Consider the following 18,040-nt stretch of genomic DNA (forward strand, 5'->3'; position numbering starts at 1 on the left):
CGGGGGGGATAAATCAGGATAGGAAATGTCCGGATCGGACGGAAGGTTATTGCATTAAACTTGTTGAGAAATAATAAGGGGAATGCTATCGGGAAACAAAGATAGGAATATTTTTAATATCCAAACCGCAGAATGGAGGCCGTCAAAAAATTGTCTATCAGGGGGTTAATGCTTTTTTTGGCAGTGATTTCCCTTGCTTTTCCGGGTTCGGGTGAGCTTTCTGTGCTGAAAAAGGAGCTGAATGCTTTGAAAAATGACCCGGAGATGAAGGGCGGCACAATTTCTTTTGCGCTGATGGATATCCGGCAGGATAGTTTTATTCTTGATATGAGCCGGGATCAGTTGATGACACCGGCCAGCGCACTGAAATTGTTTGTATGTGCCGCAGCGTTGGATAAAATGGGCCCTGCTCATCGTTTTAACACCGCTGTTGCGTATTCCGGACAGTTCGATGCGCTGACCGGTGTGCTCACCGGTGATTTGATTATACGCGGAAGCGGTGATCCTACCACCGGCTCCCGCTACCTGAACCCCGGTGGAATTAAGGCGTTACAGAACTGGATCGATCAGGTGACCCGGTTCGGGATCAAAGAGATCACGGGGAAGGTAATTGCTGATGGAAGTGTTTTGGAAGATTCTCTGGCGCCGGCATCCTGGCCGGAGAGCGATGTGGGAAATTATTACGGAGCAGGTGCGGCCGGCCTGAATTATCTGGATAATTCCTACACATTGTTCTTTCAGACTTTTAAAACCGGGACAGCTGCAAAATTTCTTTATGCCGACCCTCTTGTTCCCGGAATGTCTTTCTACTCTGAAGTAACAGCACAAGGTACCAGTGACAAAGCATTTATTTATGGCCGGGAGTATACATATAAGCGGATGATAAGAGGTACCCTTCCTCCGGAGAAAAAACTGTTCGGCGTCCGTGGATCACTACCCGATCCGGCGGAATACCTGGCCTATGTATGTGACTCTCTGTTCCGAAAGGCAGGAATCAAAACTGGCGGGTATGGAACCCACAGAACATGTAAAGTGAATGAACCGGGAAAGGAGATTTTTGTTCACCGCTCCGCACCGCTTGATACGATCGTAATGATTACCCTTAGGGCAAGCCATAACATGTTCGCGGAAGCTTTACTGAAATCGCTTTCTGTAACAAAGGAGCGACAGGGAAGCAGAGTAGGCGGATTGCGGGTAATCAAAGAATGGATGAAGAAAAACGGGATAGATACCGTTGGCTTTTTTCCGCTCGACGGAAGTGGACTCAGTCCCGGGAACCGGGTATCTGCATCTCATTTTTGCCGCATGCTCTCCTCATTCGCGAAATCACCGGCTTACGATGCTATCTTCAAAGGCCTCAAACTCTCTAATGGATCTGTGTATTCAAAGTCAGGTTATATCTCTGGTGTAAGAAGCTATGCCGGCTATGTTCGGTCCGGTTCAGGAAAAACGTACTCCTTTGCGCTGATGATCAATGGTTATGACTTTGCTCCGGGTGTAGCGCGAAAGAAACTGGAAGCGATTCTCGCAGTGCTCGGATCTCTTTGAGAAAAGCAGAATCAGATATGCGTACGAAAAATCAGTTAAGTTTAGCGGGAACCACCAGCTCAAACTCCGGAATCTCTACCCGGAATTGCAGTTTATCTGCCTGCCTTTCCATTATATAATAACCGGACATCTTACCCAATTCTGTCGTAAGATTGGAAGCCGACTCATATTCGTAAATGTCACCCGGCATCAGCACAGGCTGTTGCCCAACCACGCCATCGCCTTCCACTTCTCTCCGTTCGGATGAACTATCAAAGATGAACCAGTGACGGCGGAGTAATTTCACCGTGTATTCGGAATTGTTTTCTATGGTAATCCGGTAGGTAAACAGGAAGTGGCCCTGGTCAGGTTTTGAGTAAAGATCCTGATACTGAGTACGTACTACTATCCGTATTCCTTTGGTAACTGAGGTGACCATTTGCCAAAATTAGGAGTTGGAACTCATATATAAGACCAATTTTAGTGCCCAAAGTTGCTTATTGACAATTAGTAGAAGTATACTTGCTTGAATATCAGTAGTATGACCTAATTAACCTAAAGCCTTCCAGCGAGTCAAAGTTGGAGCCGGGGGACGACCTGTATACAAGGATGATGTATTCATTCTCGGTTTCATAACTGGTGCCATCCACCTTTTCTTCATCCGGAATTTCCGTTCCGGGGTAGAGAAATGCGAACCGAAAGTTATAGTAACCTTGCTTAATGTATATCCGGGTTTTGTACGCTCCTGCAGATTCATCATATTTCAACCGGTATTCAGGTTGGCATTCCCAGTTGGTGAGTTGGCCATAGATATACATATTCCCCTTTTCCGGAAAAGGCGGAGTCTGCAGGGTAATCTCTACAAAAACATAATCTGCTTCCTTTTCGGGCTGTTTAGAAAAGGCAAGATCCGGCATATAACCGCCGTTAAGGTCAGTGTATTCCAGGTAGTGGGTTTTGTTAAGTGGTTTCATTGGGAGTAAGCGGAAGTAGCTTGCGGAGGAATCCGTCATGATTTCCTCCACCCATTCGCTCTTCGAATGGATATTGTTGCAGTTAAAATAACGAAATTCTTTTCCGCCGGGGAATCGCAGGGCTTCATTCAGGCGGAAGGAAAGTTTTTTGTCGAAGTGACTGAATGGCGCAGGAGCGGCTGTTGAACGATTCCAGTTTCTGTTCTTGAGGATAACGATCTTTAATTCAGAGGTAGGGTTTACTACAGGAAGGGAACTGTAGTCCAGGTCAAAATCCAGCTCCTGTTTTTCCCATCGTGAATCCACTTCTGAACTTTGGTTCACTCCTGCGAAACACCATAGTCTGCCGGCGATTACCAGAAAGCGTTTGCTGAGTACCGGATGTTCGGGATCTCCTTCCGGGAATACCTTAACCAGGTAATTTCCGGTTTTGGTGATGCGCAAACTCGCAGAAGGAATAAATTGCTCATAGTGAATGTAGGATTGTAGGGTATTCCTCGACGGGGAGTACTGAAAGATTTGTTCATCGTAGAAACCATCTATATATTCCGATTGCAGAAGAGGCGAGGGTTGCCAGTCGTGCGTGCAATGGATCACTGTATAATAATAATCTTTGTCTTCCCCGCCCAGCAAGTCAAAACTCAGCAGTAGTCTGGCCTGAGGGTCATTCAGCTGCAACAGAGGGAAGCCGGTGGGGTCACTGAATGGGTGAAGCAGGACACTGCGAATATGCGAATCATAAGTAGCATCACTATATGTGAACGGTCTTTTACCGAAATAATCCGCGCTATCTTGTGCTGATAATCCGGCAGCAGTGAATAGTACGACCAGTGCGAAATATGTACTTTTGCTCATGCGTCTGAATGCAAATATACCCAAGGTTTGTGCCATTATTTACGCTACCTGTTTAATGAATGCATGCGGACCCCCGGATACAGGGTCAGGACTATTCGAAACGGATGGATTTTACAATGGAATGGTTTACCATGTTCTGTATCACGACACGCTTCGGCGCGACCTGGCTCAGGAAATAGACAGTATTGTCTGGTCCTATGCGGCCAGTATGTCACCTGATGACACGAACTCGGTGTTATTCAGACTGAACCACAATGATACCACGCTCATACTCACGGAAACCATGATCCGCGCCGTGCGCAATCAGAAAGTAGCGGATAGTATAACCGGCGGATATTTGCCTCTTACTACAGGTGCCCTGAAAGAGCGCTGGGGTTTGAATTACAAAAAACTGAAACCAGGATGGCGGGAGCCCTCCCCGGAGGAACTGGACTCGCTGCTGCGGGAGATGCGAAACAGAGATGTTGCCTTGTATGTGAGGGACTTTACCCCGCGGCAGGTAGGAGAGGAGCAACGGAATGCAGATCAGAAATTCTGGCTGGAAAATATCCGGTTGCGGCGATCCGCTATGATTGATCCCGAAGCATTGTGCCGGGGATTATTGACTGATCTGATTTCAGAGTATCTGGAACTGGAAGGAATTAGTGATTATTCCGTACAGGTAGACAAGGTGATCCGCACTTCCGGACGGATGAAGAACAAACCATGGAAGGTTGGATTCGAACGTCCGGAATTGTCTGACGATATATTTTATGAGAGCACCATTGAGCTGGGAGACGCTTCTGTGGCCACTTCCGGTTTTACGCGTAAAGCAGTATCAACTCCCGGCGGTGATTATCTACCGGTTATCCATCCTTTCACCGGCAAACCGGTTCCGTTTTCTTTTATTTCGTTTTCCGTTATCGCAGAGGATGCTACTTCTGCGGATCTGTATTCACATGCGCTGGCTGGTATGGGAATTGAACAGGCCATGGCCTTTGCGCAAAAGCATGGTTGGGAAATTTATATTGTTGAAAAAACGGAAAGCGGGGATTTCCGTACGCATAGTACATTGAAGAAAAGCCGTAACCGGCAATCCAAGGAATAGATTACAGGGTAATAAGGTGTTTTCTGATGTCGGAAACCTTGCGGGATATTTCCTTCAGCGAAGATTCGTTAACCTCCGTCACCGAAACTCCTTCCCCGACGCTGGATACCGTTTGATCGAAACTGGCTTTCAGGTCGTTCATCGCGTCGAAAAGATCCTTGAAGTTAGGTTCTTTCTCATAACCGGTTAGTAATTCTACCAGATTGTCCAGCAGATATTTCTGCTCGGCAATGGTATTGGCAATTACCTCGTTCGGCTTGGATTCAATGCTGCGGGTGGCAATATAAATGCATTCGATCCATGACCCGCAAAAGATGAACAGTGCGGTATTTTCCCTTTCATTCGAACTTAAAAACGTATCCATTTCCTGTTTGAGCTCAGCAACCAGAAAAGCAAGGGAATCTTTCTTGCCCACGTTATTCCGGAAGCGATGAATATAGCCTTCGGTGTTAAATGCCGTCTTAATTCCGAGCTCGTCGGAAAGGCGTTTGATGGCATCGAGGTAGGCGAGAGCATATTGGGGCTGATCATTCACCACCTGGTAAGCAAGATCCGCCGAATAGATGCCCAGATTAATGGCTTTGGTCTTATGGAGTGTATAATTAGATGCCCGTTTGGGATCATGACAGACTCCGTCGATATAAGGCAGCCCGGAGCTGTGAAAAACAGCGGCCATGGCAAGGGGGGAAGGCAGCGATTTAAAGAAGTATTTCGGATTGCGGTAACCCGTGGAATCATTGAAAGGACCTGCCTGTGCGGTACTGTCTGCGGGACTGTTGGCATTGTCTTCAGATTCTCCGGAACAGGAGGGGAAGATAAACAGGATCAGGATGACGGAAAGTAGAAGGAGATGTCTCATGATGGCAAAGATAAAACAACTATTTCTGCTTCGGCTGGTCAAAAGCAACGAGTTTCTTCCTCCATACAGGAGGCATGTTCATAGGCTGTGACTTGCGGTAGTTGTAGCAAACCAATACGGTACGGGCCTTCGCCACTTCAACTGTTTTACCTCCGCGTTCCACCTGCATACTGTATTCAAGAGTAAAACTTTTTGTTCCAAGGCCGGAACAGCGTGTCCCCACTTTCAGCGCCTCTTTTAAGTAGACCGGTGAGAGATAATCTATGGAAGAATTAGCCAGGATAATGCCTTTTTCATTCCAGTTGATATTAGACCCTACTACCTCTTCGAAGTACGAGATCCGTGCCAGCTCAAGGTAGGTGATGTGATTGGCGTTATTTACATGCCCAAGGGCGTCTATATCCTTGAACCGTATCTGGATAGGCGTGAAATGTTTGTAATCCCTCATGCCTCAAATGTATTGAAATAGCGACTACACTTGCCTTTTCATGGTAAATTCCCGTAATTTACCGGATAACATTTGTGGTATGAAAACAACATTACTCTCCCTTATTGTCCTGTCGGCTACCTTGCCGGCAATATCCGGTGGAATTAACCATAGTTCCGACCGACACGAGGTACGCTATGTTACAAACAATAAAAAGCTTCCTGATCCTGCCTACCAGCAGGTATTGAGGCTCTCGCATGCATGGGAGCAATTCCTTAAATCAGCAGGATCATGGCAGGTACTATTCAATGAAGAAAGTCAGAAACCGCACAAGGCGTACGGGGCTCCCGTGCCGGTGAGCGGTGCTACGGCTGAACTGAGAGCCAAAAGTTTTGTGAACACCTATCTCGCCGGCTATCGTATCAATTGGTCCGATCTGCGGCTTTCATCAGTTCCTGTGGGAGGAGGTTTCGAATTCGTTAATTTTTACCAGTATTATCAAGGAGTGCGTGTGCTCGACAGCCGCCTGCAGGTTAAAATGACGCCTTCCCATGAAGTGGTTGGTTTCGGGATGGACTTGTTTGACATATCGACGTTAAGCATCATCCCATCACTTTCCTCACAGGCCGCTGAAACCGCCGCAAAAACAGGGATTACTCATCAAATTAATTCTTCTTCCGTAACTCCGGACTTGTTTATCCTTCCTGTACCCGGCTATCGTAACTATTCGTATCACCTGGTGTACGAAGTAAATGTTCTGTGTAAGGACGCGGAAAATATTCCTGTTAATTACCGGACCCTGATAGATGCACACAGCGGAAAAGTCCTGTCACGTACCAATATGGTGAAACACGCCGTGTCGGCCAATACGGATGTAAACATGAGCGCAACGGTTTATACAAGTCATGTATATAATCCCAGTTCCTCTGTTCCGCTTGTGAACATGCGCATCAATGTGAACAGCAGCAACCAGTATACCGACCAAACCGGATACCTTGGTCTTACGAACACCACTCCAACTACCGCTACTTTCTACCTGGAAGGTCTTTGGTGCGACGTGAATACAAATAATACAACGCCGTCTTTTTCCGGAACATTGAATCCAGGCGTGAACAATATTTCTTTCAATTCTAACGCCAATATCCGTGAGTTATCAGGATATTATCATGTAAACATGGTGCACGATTACATGAAATCCTGGTTTCCCACATTCCCAAGTATGGACAACCCGCTAACTACGAATATAGATGTAAACGGAAGCTGCAATGCATTTTACAATGGCCCGTCCATTAACTTTTATCAGACAGATGCTACCTGTAACTGTCTTTCCCAGTGTGCCGATGTGGTTTACCATGAATACGGCCATGGCATCAGCGATAAGTTTTATCAATGGCAGAGCGCTTCATTCAATAACGGCGCAATGGGAGAAGGATACAGTGATGTCTGGGGTTGTTCCATTACTCAAAGTCCTCTTCTCGGTGTTGGTTTCTATGTTGCAAACCAGGATCCCATCCGGCGTTACGATCAGGACCTCAAACGTTACCCGGAAGATATTGTCGGAGAGGTTCATGCTGACGGAGAGATCATTGCCGGTGCATGGTGGGATGTATCCCAACTGCTGAACGTTAACTATATGAATAAACTTTTCACCGATACGCATTGGTCATTGGTAACAGGCCCTGACGGCTCGGAAGGTCAGGTTTACTATGATATTCTGGTGGAGGCGCTGCAGGCCGATGATGTTCCCAGCAACGGAGGTGACAACAACATATGTAACGGAACCCCCAATGGTATCCAAATCCTGCAGGGATTTGCCATGCATGGGATCACCCTTATTACCAACGTCAACCTGACGCATTCAGAAGTGCTCACGGCTCCTCCTGCCGCACCCATCGCGGTAAATGTGAATCTGACAAATGCGAATTATATCTGCGGAACAGCAGGCGCAGTCCTTTTCTGGAGAACGGATGATGTATCTCCCTGGAATCAGGTACTGATGACCGGAACTCCACCGGCTATGACGGGTATCATTCCTGCCCAGGCTTCGGGAACCATTGTCCGTTATTATGTAGCCGCTACGGATAACAACAATACAATTGTTGCTAATGTACTTCCGGTAGGAGCAGATGCAACATCCAATCCGAACATCCCTTATTACATATTGGTGGATTATATACGGATCGTGATTGATGATTTTGAAAATTATGATATAAACAATCCCAGCTGGTTTCCGGGTGCTACGGGTGATAATGCTACAACCGGTGTGTGGGAGTTTGCCAATCCGCCTGTTGCCTCTTATCTCACCTGGCCGGATCCGAATAGCATTGTTCAGCCGGGCACACAACACACTTCTCCAGGATCAAAATGTTTTGTGACGGAAAACACAAGCAGTTCCATGGCAGGGGCCGGAGCTGAAGATGTGGACGGAGGCCGTACAACGCTTGAATCACCTCTATATGATTTGTCTTCTTATATGAATCCGGTGGTATCTTACTGGAGATGGTATAGCAATGATCAGGGAGCTACACCGGGAACGGATTACTGGCAAACGCTGGTAAGTAACGACGGCGGTGTGAACTGGGATACCATCGAATATACGAGTGTAGCGGATCACAGTTACCGCCGGTATGCCTTCAAGTTATCCGATGTCAGTAGCCCGTCCTCGCAGGTGGTTTTCCGTTTTATTGCAGAGGATGCAGGGGCAGGATCTCTCATCGAAGCAGCGCTGGATGATCTTGAAATATGGGATCTCACCTCCAGCGGAATGGATGACAATCAGAGTATTGTTGCATTTTACGGCTATCCGAATCCAACGACTGACCAGTTTACTGTTAATTTCATGCTGGCCGGTAGCAGTCAGGTAATTCTTCAGGTTACGGATGCACTGGGAAGAATAGTGCAGGAAATCGCGGCCGGGCACTTGTCCGGCGGAAATCATCAGATTAAAATGGATATGAGTAACCTGGCTTCCGGAGTTTATACGCTGCGTCTTACATCCGGAAACTCGGTACGCACCTTGCGGGTGGCAGTGCAGTAGTTAACGAAGCATACGTACCAGGAGTTCCATGTTTTTACGGTTCTCGGGCATAGTCAGTGACCCGAGAACCTTTTCTTTTTCACGGTTGGTCAGATGCCAGGAAAGGGAAATATTATCTTCCTCGAGATTACGTAATTCAAAATCCAGCACATGCAGGCTGCTGCCGAACCAGTCCTGCATGTACATAAGCAAATCTTCGTGGTTGTAATCCTGCACCGTGAAATGATTCAGGTAAAGGGAGCCCAGAGGTTTTGACAGGCTTTGGGTCAGGCTTTTCCCCTTATTCTCCGTAACCGCCACCATCTTTTTTTTGTCGCGTACCTGAACGATGAGCACACCTGAGGTGTTCTGACGGATCCACTCCCGGAAAGTGTAAAGATACTTGAGCGTAATTTCCGTACCGTAGTTATCCCTGAGTCCGGCATCCATCAGCTCCACACAGGGTTCGGTGGGAAGGCCTGCAACCGGGAAAATATAGGGGAAGGAAGAGTTGACTCGCAGTATGCTCAGCATGCGGGCATTGCCCGGATCCTGACCAGACAGCAGCTTGGAATATTCAACTGAGTTGGGCAGTTTGTTCCATTTCATTTCTTCAGGATCGGGTACGTGGGTAAGGTAAGAGATGCCCTGGGCGGAAATAAGCAACTTTCGGCCGTCGTTAATAATAACCGGACTGAAAACCATCATGGGAATCTCTGCCTTTGCCTCAGCATCTTTGTAGTAGGAGAGGGGAACGTCCAGAATATTGGATGTGTTCTCGTTGAGCTTTTCTTCAAAAGCATATCCCCTGTCTTTCGGTTTCTTCTCTCCGTTAACCACTACGGACCGGATAGGCAGAAACCAGTCGTTGGTGGCAATGGTAAACGCCACAGGATTCAACAGATCCTTGGAGATATTATCATAATAAACGGGGTGGTTACGTGGGATGTGATTCCCTTTGTTTTCCAGATTCACGAGTTCGCGGTAATAGGCCGCGCCGATCATTCCTCCGGAAGAACCTGCAATTAATGTGGTATGACGTGTGAATTTTCCTTTCGTAAGGCTATCTGCTACCTGCATGAGATAGGTGGTCCATAAAGTAGAACGGATACCACCTCCACTGGTGTTGAAGATCACCATTAAGGGTTTCAGGCTGGTATCTCCGCCGGTCACCCTTGCTTTCCAACTTTGCAAAATGGAAAGAGTGTTGCTTCTGTCCGTTTCAAGACTTTCCTTGTCGGTGCCAAGCCGCATCAGTGTTTCATTGTCGTACTGCGCTTTCTGAGCATAATTCAGGCCGTAGATCTCATTCGTACTGTTGAACCACTTGAGTGTAAACATAAAATTGAACAGAAGAAATAATCCCACCATAACAAAGTTTGCCCAACCCCTGAAGAGCGCATACATGGCACCGATTACCATCAGCAACATGGTGAAGAGAAGTAAAATCGAACTTCCGGCAGGTATGGCAAGTACCGGAACTTGATCCAGCCATCCCAGTACGAAAAGCGACACCAGGGCAATACTCACGAATAAAAAGGCGTTTTTATGATTTTGGTGGAAAACCTGGCGCAGGATGCTGCGTTTGTAATGTTTAACGGGGCGTACCAGTTTCCAACGGAAGGGTCCGGACATATACGTTTCCACATACCAGTCGCGAGATTCAGTGATGAGATTGGGATTCCGGACGCCCATTTCTTTGAAGGCCTTCAGTTTTCGTGCAGACGGGACCGGGATGTCTTTGTCATGACGGATACCGAAGAGTTTGTTAATGTCCTTGTTGGTGCGAAAGAAATACAGAAAGGAGCACCCGATGAACAATGCGGCACCCGTGAGGAAGCTCCCGGCAGCGCTCAGAGAATCTCCCCAGCCAATCAGTTCATCGCGGTGCAGAAAAAGAACGATACGTGTAATATAAATAGCGAGAAAGGTGGTGGGAAGAATAAAATTATTCAGACAGTATTTCCAGAAGGGATGGCGTAGGGTTGCAAGGAAAGGAAAGCGGAAAGCATTCATTACGTAGCTGGAAATATTGTAAGCCATGATGAATCCACCGCATGCAAATCCCATGATGAAGTAAGCGAGCATACCGCTTTCTTCGAGGTATTCAGGGTTAAGGAACAAATAGGGTACACCGTATCGTGTACCAAGATGTCCGGTGATGAAGCCGAAAAGAACGGACCAGATAACGAGAAAAACCAGGTTTTTCTTGAAGTTGAGAAGTACCAGACGGAACGGAAATGAGAAAAGCAGCGCCCTTATTACGGGGTGCTTCAGTAAAGCCATACGAAGGCTCCGGATCATATTCCTGCTAACGAAATCTGCACTAAAAGGTTATAGCTTTTCACTGACGATTCTCAGAATTTCATTCTCCTTTTCCTGAACCTTCAGTGCCATTTCGTTCCCTCTTTTCAGAAGATCCGACGCAAAGGCCTTGTCATTCAAGCTTTTCAGATTGATCCGTACATTCATCCACGCTCCCAGCACGGCGGCTCTGGCACAAAGGGCACCCACCGCTGCGTCGGTTATGGAGTTTGGATTTCCCTTTTCAACCATCGTTTTGATCAAATCCAGTGAGGCAATAGCAGCTTCCATGGTACGGAAGGGAACCAGTGTAGCATGCTTTGTTGCTTCCTGTATAACCGCCGAACGTAGCTTCTTTTCTTCGTCGGTACCCTTTGGCAGTGAAAAAGCACTCATAATCTCTTTGAATGAATCAGTGTCTTCATCTACCAGGGAAATTAAACGTTCCTTGATTTCCTGGCCCCTGACCGCCCAATCGGAAAATTCCTCCCAACGATCATCCCACCCGGCTTTATGCGAAGAGAGATTAGCAACCATTGTTCCCAGTGCGGCACCCAGCGCCCCGATATATGCCGCCGATGATCCGCCTCCGGGTGCAGGAGTTTCAGCCGCCGTGGCATCTGCGAAGTCTACCAGACTCATCGAGGCAAGTTTTTGATTACTTCCTTCTGCTAAACGATACTCGATGATGCGCTCCACAGGGTTGAAAGGACCTAACTCATCCAACCCAAGGGATTTAACCGCAATCTTAATGATTTCCCTTTCCGGGATACCCAGAGATCTTCTTTGCTTCTTTAAAAAATATTTTCCTGCATCCAGCATAGCTTTCAGGGGAATAAGCCCCACGAGCTCACTTCCCGTTACGCGCAGGCCGCGCTCTGTTGCCCGTTTGCAAACCTCATCAAAGGCTACATGAACAGGAGTGACATGTATATTGGTCAGATTCATCGAAATCTGCGCTACACCGTATTCTTCAATGTACCATCCAATGGCCTTGACACATTTCAATGAACCGGGAATGATCACAGGCTGACCTGCTTTGTCCTTTACTATTTCTCCTTTTTCGTTCTTTTTGCTGCGTCCCGCCTCTCTCACGTCAAAAGCCACTGCGTTGGCTCGCCGGGTGGAAGTAGTGTTCAGATTAATGTTGTAGGCGATGAGAAAATCACGCGCCCCGATAACCGTAGCACCTCTGCGCGGATCCATTTCGGAGGGGCCAAAATCGGGTTTCCATTCCGGAAGTTTAATCTTTTTGAAAAAGCCTTCGTATTCGCCGGCACGAATCACCGATAAATTATTTCTGCTCTTGTCCGCCTGCGCTGCTTCATACAGGTAAACGGGGATTTGCAGTTCTTTGCCTACACGTTCTGCAAGTGCACGGGCATGCACCGCTGTGTCTTCCATGCTGATATTGGAAACAGGAATGAACGGGCACACGTCCGTTGCGCCCATCCGCGGATGCTCGCCTTTGTGCTTACTCATGTCGATCAACTCTCCGGCCTTTTTTATAGCCCGGAATGCCGCTTCCTTCACAGGCTCCGGTTCACCCACAAATGTAACCACCGTGCGGTGAGTAGCTTTTCCGGGATCAACACCGAGTAGCTTTACACCTTCCACGCTTTCAATGGCGTCAGTTATCTGACGGATAACGTTTATATCTCGTCCTTCCGAGAAATTCGGGACACATTCAATAAGCTGTTTCATAGGTTTTGCCATTTATGATCACCCGGTTAATGAACCGGCTTGCAAATGAATAAGGGATAAATGAAATAGACGGAATAGGATCGGTAATGATAAGATTCGCCCTTTTACCCGGTGTGATGCTGCCGGTTACATCACCGAGATCCATTGCATGGGCCCCGTTTATGGTGCCGGCATTGATGGCTTCCGCAGGCGACAGTCGGTACTGCACGCAGGCCAAGCTGCACATGAAATGCATATTACCGGAGGGAGAGGAGCCGGGATTGTAATCACTCGCGATCGCCAAGCCCAGTCCTGCTTCAATCATCTGCCTGGCTGGAGGTGCGGGCAACTGAAGGAACCACTGTGCGCCGGGCAACAGGGTAGGAATGGTTGTACTTTCAACAAGCCCTTGCATATCTTCATCTGAAATGAATTCGAGGTGATCTACGCTTCGTGCACCTGACCGGATACCTGCCAGTACTCCACCAGTATGACTTAGTTGTTCTGCATGTACCTTGCCTTTTAATCCATGCTTCGCAGCGGCTTCCAGCAATTTCAGTGTGTCGTCAGCAGAGAAATACCCCTTTTCGCAGAAAATGTCGCAGTAGTCGGCCAGTTTCTCACTTCCTATGGCCGGTAGCATTTCGCGGATAATGAGATCCAAATATTTTTCCTTGCTCATGCCTTCCGGAACCGCATGCGCACCAAGAAAGGTAGCACGTACAGAAACAGGTGCGGTTGCTTTTATTCTTGCGATCACACGAAGCATCTTCAGTTCCGCTTCCAGAGAAAGTCCGTATCCGCTTTTGATCTCGATGGCGCCCGTTCCCAGGAGAATCACTTCATTCAACCGTCGCATGGCCGCCTCAAAGAGATCCTGTTCGCTGGCCCCGGCCATTTTACGGGCCGAGTGAAGTATACCGCCTCCTTTTTCGGCGATTTGTGTGTAGCTAAGCCCTGCAATGCGGTCTGCGAATTCGCCCTCCCGCCATCCGGCAAACACCAGATGGGTGTGCGAATCAGCCCAGCAGGGCATTACCGCGCCTTCCCCTGCATCCATTACTTCCAATCCACTCCAGTCGGCTATCCCTGGAAAATCCTCCATATTCCCATAGGCAGAGATCCTACCGTCTTCACAGGCCAGCCAGGCATTTTCTAAAACAGGTAATTTCCCCATCTCTTTCCCTCGCAGAAATGCCGGGGAAGTATCGTGTACGGCAACCAGTTGCCGGATATTCTTAATGAGCAGGCGGGACATCTCTTTTTCAAAGATGAGAAATATTCGCCTTCAAGGATGTCCGAAACGTCAAAACTCCCGGTGAAAAACTACATTTTTATGAACCGGTCCGGCCTTCATATTTTGGTTAAATTTGTTGCATGGCCGGCAGTAGCTTCGGAACCCTCTTTACACTTACCACTTTTGGTGAATCACATGGTCCGGCTATCGGGGGGATTGTTGACGGTTGCCCAGCTGGTCTGGCACTGGACCTAAAGCAGATTCAGAAGGATGTAGACCGCCGCCGCCCTGGTCAATCGAAGATTACAACAAGCCGCAAAGAAGGTGATAAGGTGGAGATCCTTTCGGGGGTTTTCAAGGGAAAAACTACTGGTGCACCCATTGGTTTTATTATCCGTAATCATGACCAGCGCTCCGGAGATTATGATTATTTGCTGGAAGCCTGGCGACCCTCCCATGCAGATTTTACCTATGATTCAAAGTTTGGATTCAGGGATCATACTGGTAGCGGACGTGCTTCAGCACGGGAAACCGCGTGCCGGGTGGTGGGAGGTTCTATTGCAAGGCAGTTGCTTGCGCAGTACGGCATAGCGGTTTATGCTTTTACCTCCCAGGTGGGAAATGTTAAGTTGCTCAAAAAAGCGGATAAACTGGATCTGTCGGTTACCGAGAAGAATCTTGTGCGCTGTCCGGACGAGTTGGTTGCACGGGCCATGCTGGCACGTATTGAAAAAGCTCGCAAATCGGGTGATACCGTAGGCGGAATTATTACTGGGCTGATCACCGGCCTGCCGGCCGGGCTGGGCGAACCTGTATTCGATAAACTGCATGCCGATCTGGGAAAAGCCATCCTTTCTATCAATGCCTGCAAAGGATTTGAGGTCGGCAGTGGTTTTGAAGGTACCAAACTCCCCGGATCAGAACACAACGACGCGTTTTACTTTTCTGCCGGCGAGCAAAAGGTACGAACCCGCACTAACCATTCCGGGGGAGTTCAGGGTGGGATCAGTAACGGGGAGAATGTGATTTTCCGTGCCGCTTTTAAGCCCATCTCCACTATTATGAAGGAGCAGGAAACCCTGAACAAGAGAATGAACAAAATATCGATTTTCGGCAAGGGCCGGCACGACCCATGCGTTCTGCCAAGGGCTGTTCCTGTAGTTGAAGCGATGGCCGCACTGGTAGTGGCAGATCACCTTCTCCGCAATGCCACCTCACGCATTAATGAATAATACTATGAAGAAGAAAAACATTTTCGGAAAGATCATTCGCTGGACCATCCTTATCCTTTTGCTGCTGATCGGGTTTATTGTGGCCTCCCCCTTCCTGTTTAAAGGAAAAATAGTGGAAGTGGTGAAGGAGGAAGCTAACAAGAATCTGAAAGCAAAAGTTGATTTCGGAGATTTTGATTTAACCGTGTTCTCCTCTTTTCCCAATCTGACACTTACGATTAACGATATTTCCGTGGCTAATGCGGAACCCTTTGCAGGAGATACTCTCTTTTCGGTGAAAACCCTTTCGGCTACCATCAATCTCATGAGTGTGCTGTCCGGAGATCAGTATGAGATACGTCAGATACTGCTGGATCATCCCCGCATCAAGGCTACTGTACTGAAGGATGGCACAGCCAGTTACGATATTGCCATCGCTGGTCCGGATACCGGCATAGTAGCCGTTCAGGATACCGGTGCCCCCGCCAGATTTAAGATGAGTCTTAAATCACTTGAAATCGTGAACGCATGGATACGCTACGACGACGCAAGTCTGAATACCACGGCCGCTTTAGATAGTTTCAATTATAAACTTTCCGGCGACTTTACTCAGGATAACTTTGTAATGGAAAATGACATAAGCATAGCTGCCCTTTCCTGCAACTATGAAGGTATTCCGTACTTAAATAAAGTAAGGATGGTGGTGAAAGCAGCCCTGGGGGCAGACATGACAGCCGGCAAATTTACTTTTAAGGAGAATGAACTTGCCCTCAATGAACTGGGGTTTGGAATGGACGGATGGTTTAGTATGCCGGAGAACGGATACGACATGGACCTTTCTTTCAAGTGCAAACAAAGCGAATTCAGAAGCTTTCTTTCCCTGATCCCTGCCGTTTATTCCAAGGATTTTGCCTCGGTTAAAACTTCCGGCGCTCTTGCGTTTAGCGGATTTGCGAAAGGAATGTATACTGAGAATAAACTTCCGGCTTTCGGACTGGACCTGAAAATAGATAATGCCATGTTCCAGTATCCTTCGCTTCCCAAAGCCGTAAACAACATCTTCGTGGATCTTAAGGTGGATAATAAAACCGGCGATCCGGATGCTACCGTAACTGACCTCAGGAAGTTTCATATGGAAATGGCGGGAAATCCTCTGGATATGACAATGCATGTGGAACATCCGGTTTCTGATCCGGGCATAAACGGACAGCTACTCGGTAAGCTGGATCTTAGTACGATTAAAGATGTTATACCCCTCGACAAAGGGGATGAACTTAACGGGCTGATCGATGCGGATGTTAAACTTGCCGGAAGATATTCCAGCATTGAGCAGGAAAAATACGAAGACTTTGAAGCGAAAGGATCAGTGAAGGTGAGCAATATGAATTATTCCACCACCGGGATGCCATCCATGAAGATTAATACAATGACGATGAATTTCTCCCCGAAATTCGTTGCCTTGGAAGGTTTCGATGCTGTAATGGGAGTAAGTGATTATAAAGCAGACGGAAGGATAGAAAATTTTATGCAGTATTTCTTTAAAGACTCCTTGCTGAAAGGCACCTTCAGCCTGCGCTCTTCTCTAATTGATCTCAATGAATTCATGGCAGCTGATTCAACAGCGCCCGCTCCCACCACTGCAGATACTTCCTCCCTCAGCGTCATTGAGGTTCCGGGTAACATTGATTTCGTACTGAATTCGACAATTGGTAAACTGGTGTACGACGATATCAATATGAACAATGTAAAAGGCGCTGTGGTGATCCGCGACAGCAAGGTGTTGCTGAATGATCTGATGATGAATTTGCTGGGAGGCAGTATGAAAATGAATGGCACTTATTCTACGCTGAATCCCCGTGATCCGCAGGTAGACTTCCGGTTGAATATTAAGGATTTTGATATCCCCGAAACCTACAAGTATTTTAATACCGTGCAGAAGCTTGCGCCTATTGCTAAATATACCCAGGGGAAATTCAGCACTGATGTAACGTACACATCTTCACTCGACCAGGCGATGATGCCCATCTGGAATACAATGAAGGGAGAAGGAGTATTGAAGACCAGTAAGGTGCTTGTTTCCGGCTTTGAACCGCTGAATAAACTTGCTGACGCGCTGGGAGGGTTTGACAAATTCAAAAAAGCTGATTTTTCCGACATGACCATTAAGTATGCGTTCAGTGAGGGTAAAGTATCTTATGACAAATTCCCATTCAAATCCGGCAGTGTGAACGGAGAGGTGGAAGGCTCCACAGGCTTTGATCAGGCCATCAATTATAAAATGGGATTTGAAGTGCCGACAAAGGATATGCCTCCCGGTGCGCAGCAACTGGTTGGGAATATGCTTACGAAGGCGAATATGCTCGGAGTTGGTGCCAAATTGCCGGAGAAGGTGAAGCTGAACGCCCTGTTCGGGGGAACCGTAACCCAACCAACCGTTAAAACAGACGTAAAAGACATCGCCGGTAATGTGGTAGAAGATGTTAAGGAAATGGTGAAAGATACCGTGAAAGCACTGGTTAAAGATAAGATAGAGGATGTGAAAAAGGATTTGACTGCGGAAAAAGAGAAAATCATGAAAGACGCGGAGAAGCTGGCCCAGCAGGTTAAAGATGAATCTGCAAAAACAGCAGAACAGGTACGTAAAGAAGGCTATGCCAAAGCAGATGAACTTGAAAAGGCAGCGAAAAATCCGATTGAAAAATTAGCCGCTAAAAAAGCGGCGGAAAAAATGAGAAAGGAAACGGATGAAAAAGCCAATAAAATCATCACTGACGGAAATGCGAAAGCGGATAAGATCATGACCGATGCGAAGGCCAAAGCGGATGCATTGAAGTAGGGGAGCCCCCACGGCTTTTGATTC

At 47.5% G+C, this 18,040-nt stretch carries 12 protein-coding genes; 5 read left to right on the plus strand and 7 right to left on the minus strand.

From position 1 onward, the window contains the following. The first annotated feature begins 177 nt into the window (after positions 1–177). Positions 178–1,548, plus strand: a complete 1,371-nt coding sequence (gene dacB, locus IT233_10875; GenBank protein MCC7303134.1) for a D-alanyl-D-alanine carboxypeptidase/D-alanyl-D-alanine-endopeptidase — start codon at positions 178–180, stop codon at positions 1,546–1,548. A gap of 31 nt (positions 1,549–1,579) precedes the next feature. Here dacB and apaG read toward each other — a convergent pair whose 3' ends face one another. Both apaG and IT233_10885 read right to left on the minus strand, forming a co-directional pair. Beyond that, complete coding sequence (apaG, locus tag IT233_10880; protein ID MCC7303135.1) at positions 1,580–1,966, minus strand: Co2+/Mg2+ efflux protein ApaG; 387 nt, start codon at positions 1,964–1,966, stop codon at positions 1,580–1,582. Positions 1,967–2,060: 94 nt separating this feature from the next. Next, entirely contained in the window at positions 2,061–3,356 is a 1,296-nt protein-coding gene (locus tag IT233_10885; protein MCC7303136.1) for a DUF5103 domain-containing protein, read from the minus strand. On the opposite strand from IT233_10885, the gene IT233_10890 reads away from it, so the two are divergent. After that, the gene (locus IT233_10890; GenBank protein MCC7303137.1) at positions 3,355–4,443 is read left to right on the plus strand and encodes an FAD:protein FMN transferase; all 1,089 of its coding nucleotides are present in this window, start codon (positions 3,355–3,357) and stop codon (positions 4,441–4,443) included. The genes IT233_10885 and IT233_10890 overlap by 2 nt on opposite strands. A gap of 1 nt (position 4,444) precedes the next feature. Here the strand turns inward: IT233_10890 and IT233_10895 are convergent, their stop codons facing one another. Together IT233_10895 and IT233_10900 are read right to left on the minus strand one after the other, a co-directional pair. Next, positions 4,445–5,302 (minus strand): hypothetical protein, encoded by an 858-nt coding sequence (locus IT233_10895; GenBank protein MCC7303138.1) that lies wholly within the window; start codon positions 5,300–5,302, stop codon positions 4,445–4,447. A 19-nt stretch (positions 5,303–5,321) separates the two neighbouring features. Beyond that, positions 5,322–5,750 (minus strand): acyl-CoA thioesterase, encoded by a 429-nt coding sequence (locus tag IT233_10900; GenBank protein MCC7303139.1) that lies wholly within the window; start codon positions 5,748–5,750, stop codon positions 5,322–5,324. Between the two features lie 79 nt (positions 5,751–5,829). On the opposite strand from IT233_10900, the gene IT233_10905 reads away from it, so the two are divergent. Then, on the plus strand, positions 5,830–8,766 hold the full coding sequence (locus IT233_10905; GenBank protein ID MCC7303140.1) for a T9SS type A sorting domain-containing protein: 2,937 nt from the start codon (positions 5,830–5,832) through the stop codon (positions 8,764–8,766). On the opposite strand, the gene IT233_10910 is transcribed toward IT233_10905, so the two are convergent. Genes IT233_10910 through IT233_10920 form a run of 3 tightly spaced genes read right to left on the minus strand, consistent with a single transcriptional unit; the run spans position 8,767 to position 13,990 of the window. After that, a complete protein-coding gene (locus IT233_10910) occupies positions 8,767–11,049 on the minus strand; it encodes a hypothetical protein (protein MCC7303141.1) in 2,283 nt (760 codons plus the stop codon). A gap of 30 nt (positions 11,050–11,079) precedes the next feature. After that, on the minus strand, positions 11,080–12,765 hold the full coding sequence (gene ftcD / locus IT233_10915) for a glutamate formimidoyltransferase (GenBank protein MCC7303142.1): 1,686 nt from the start codon (positions 12,763–12,765) through the stop codon (positions 11,080–11,082). Continuing rightward, a complete protein-coding gene (locus tag IT233_10920; GenBank protein ID MCC7303143.1) occupies positions 12,737–13,990 on the minus strand; it encodes an imidazolonepropionase in 1,254 nt (417 codons plus the stop codon). The genes ftcD and IT233_10920 overlap by 29 nt, the downstream gene beginning before the upstream one ends. Positions 13,991–14,109: 119 nt before the next feature. Between IT233_10920 and aroC the strand changes: the two genes are divergently transcribed. Together aroC and IT233_10930 are read left to right on the plus strand one after the other, a co-directional pair. Next, positions 14,110–15,201, plus strand: a complete 1,092-nt coding sequence (gene aroC / locus IT233_10925) for a chorismate synthase (protein ID MCC7303144.1) — start codon at positions 14,110–14,112, stop codon at positions 15,199–15,201. 4 nt (positions 15,202–15,205) lie between these two features. Then, positions 15,206–18,016 carry an AsmA family protein gene (locus tag IT233_10930; protein ID MCC7303145.1) on the plus strand — a complete coding sequence of 937 codons (2,811 nt, stop codon included), beginning with the start codon at positions 15,206–15,208 and terminating at the stop codon, positions 18,014–18,016. The last annotated feature ends 24 nt before the right edge of the window (positions 18,017–18,040 follow it).

The sequence above is a fragment of the Bacteroidia bacterium genome (assembly GCA_020852255.1).
Classification (GTDB): domain Bacteria; phylum Bacteroidota; class Bacteroidia; order JADZBD01; family JADZBD01; genus JADZBD01.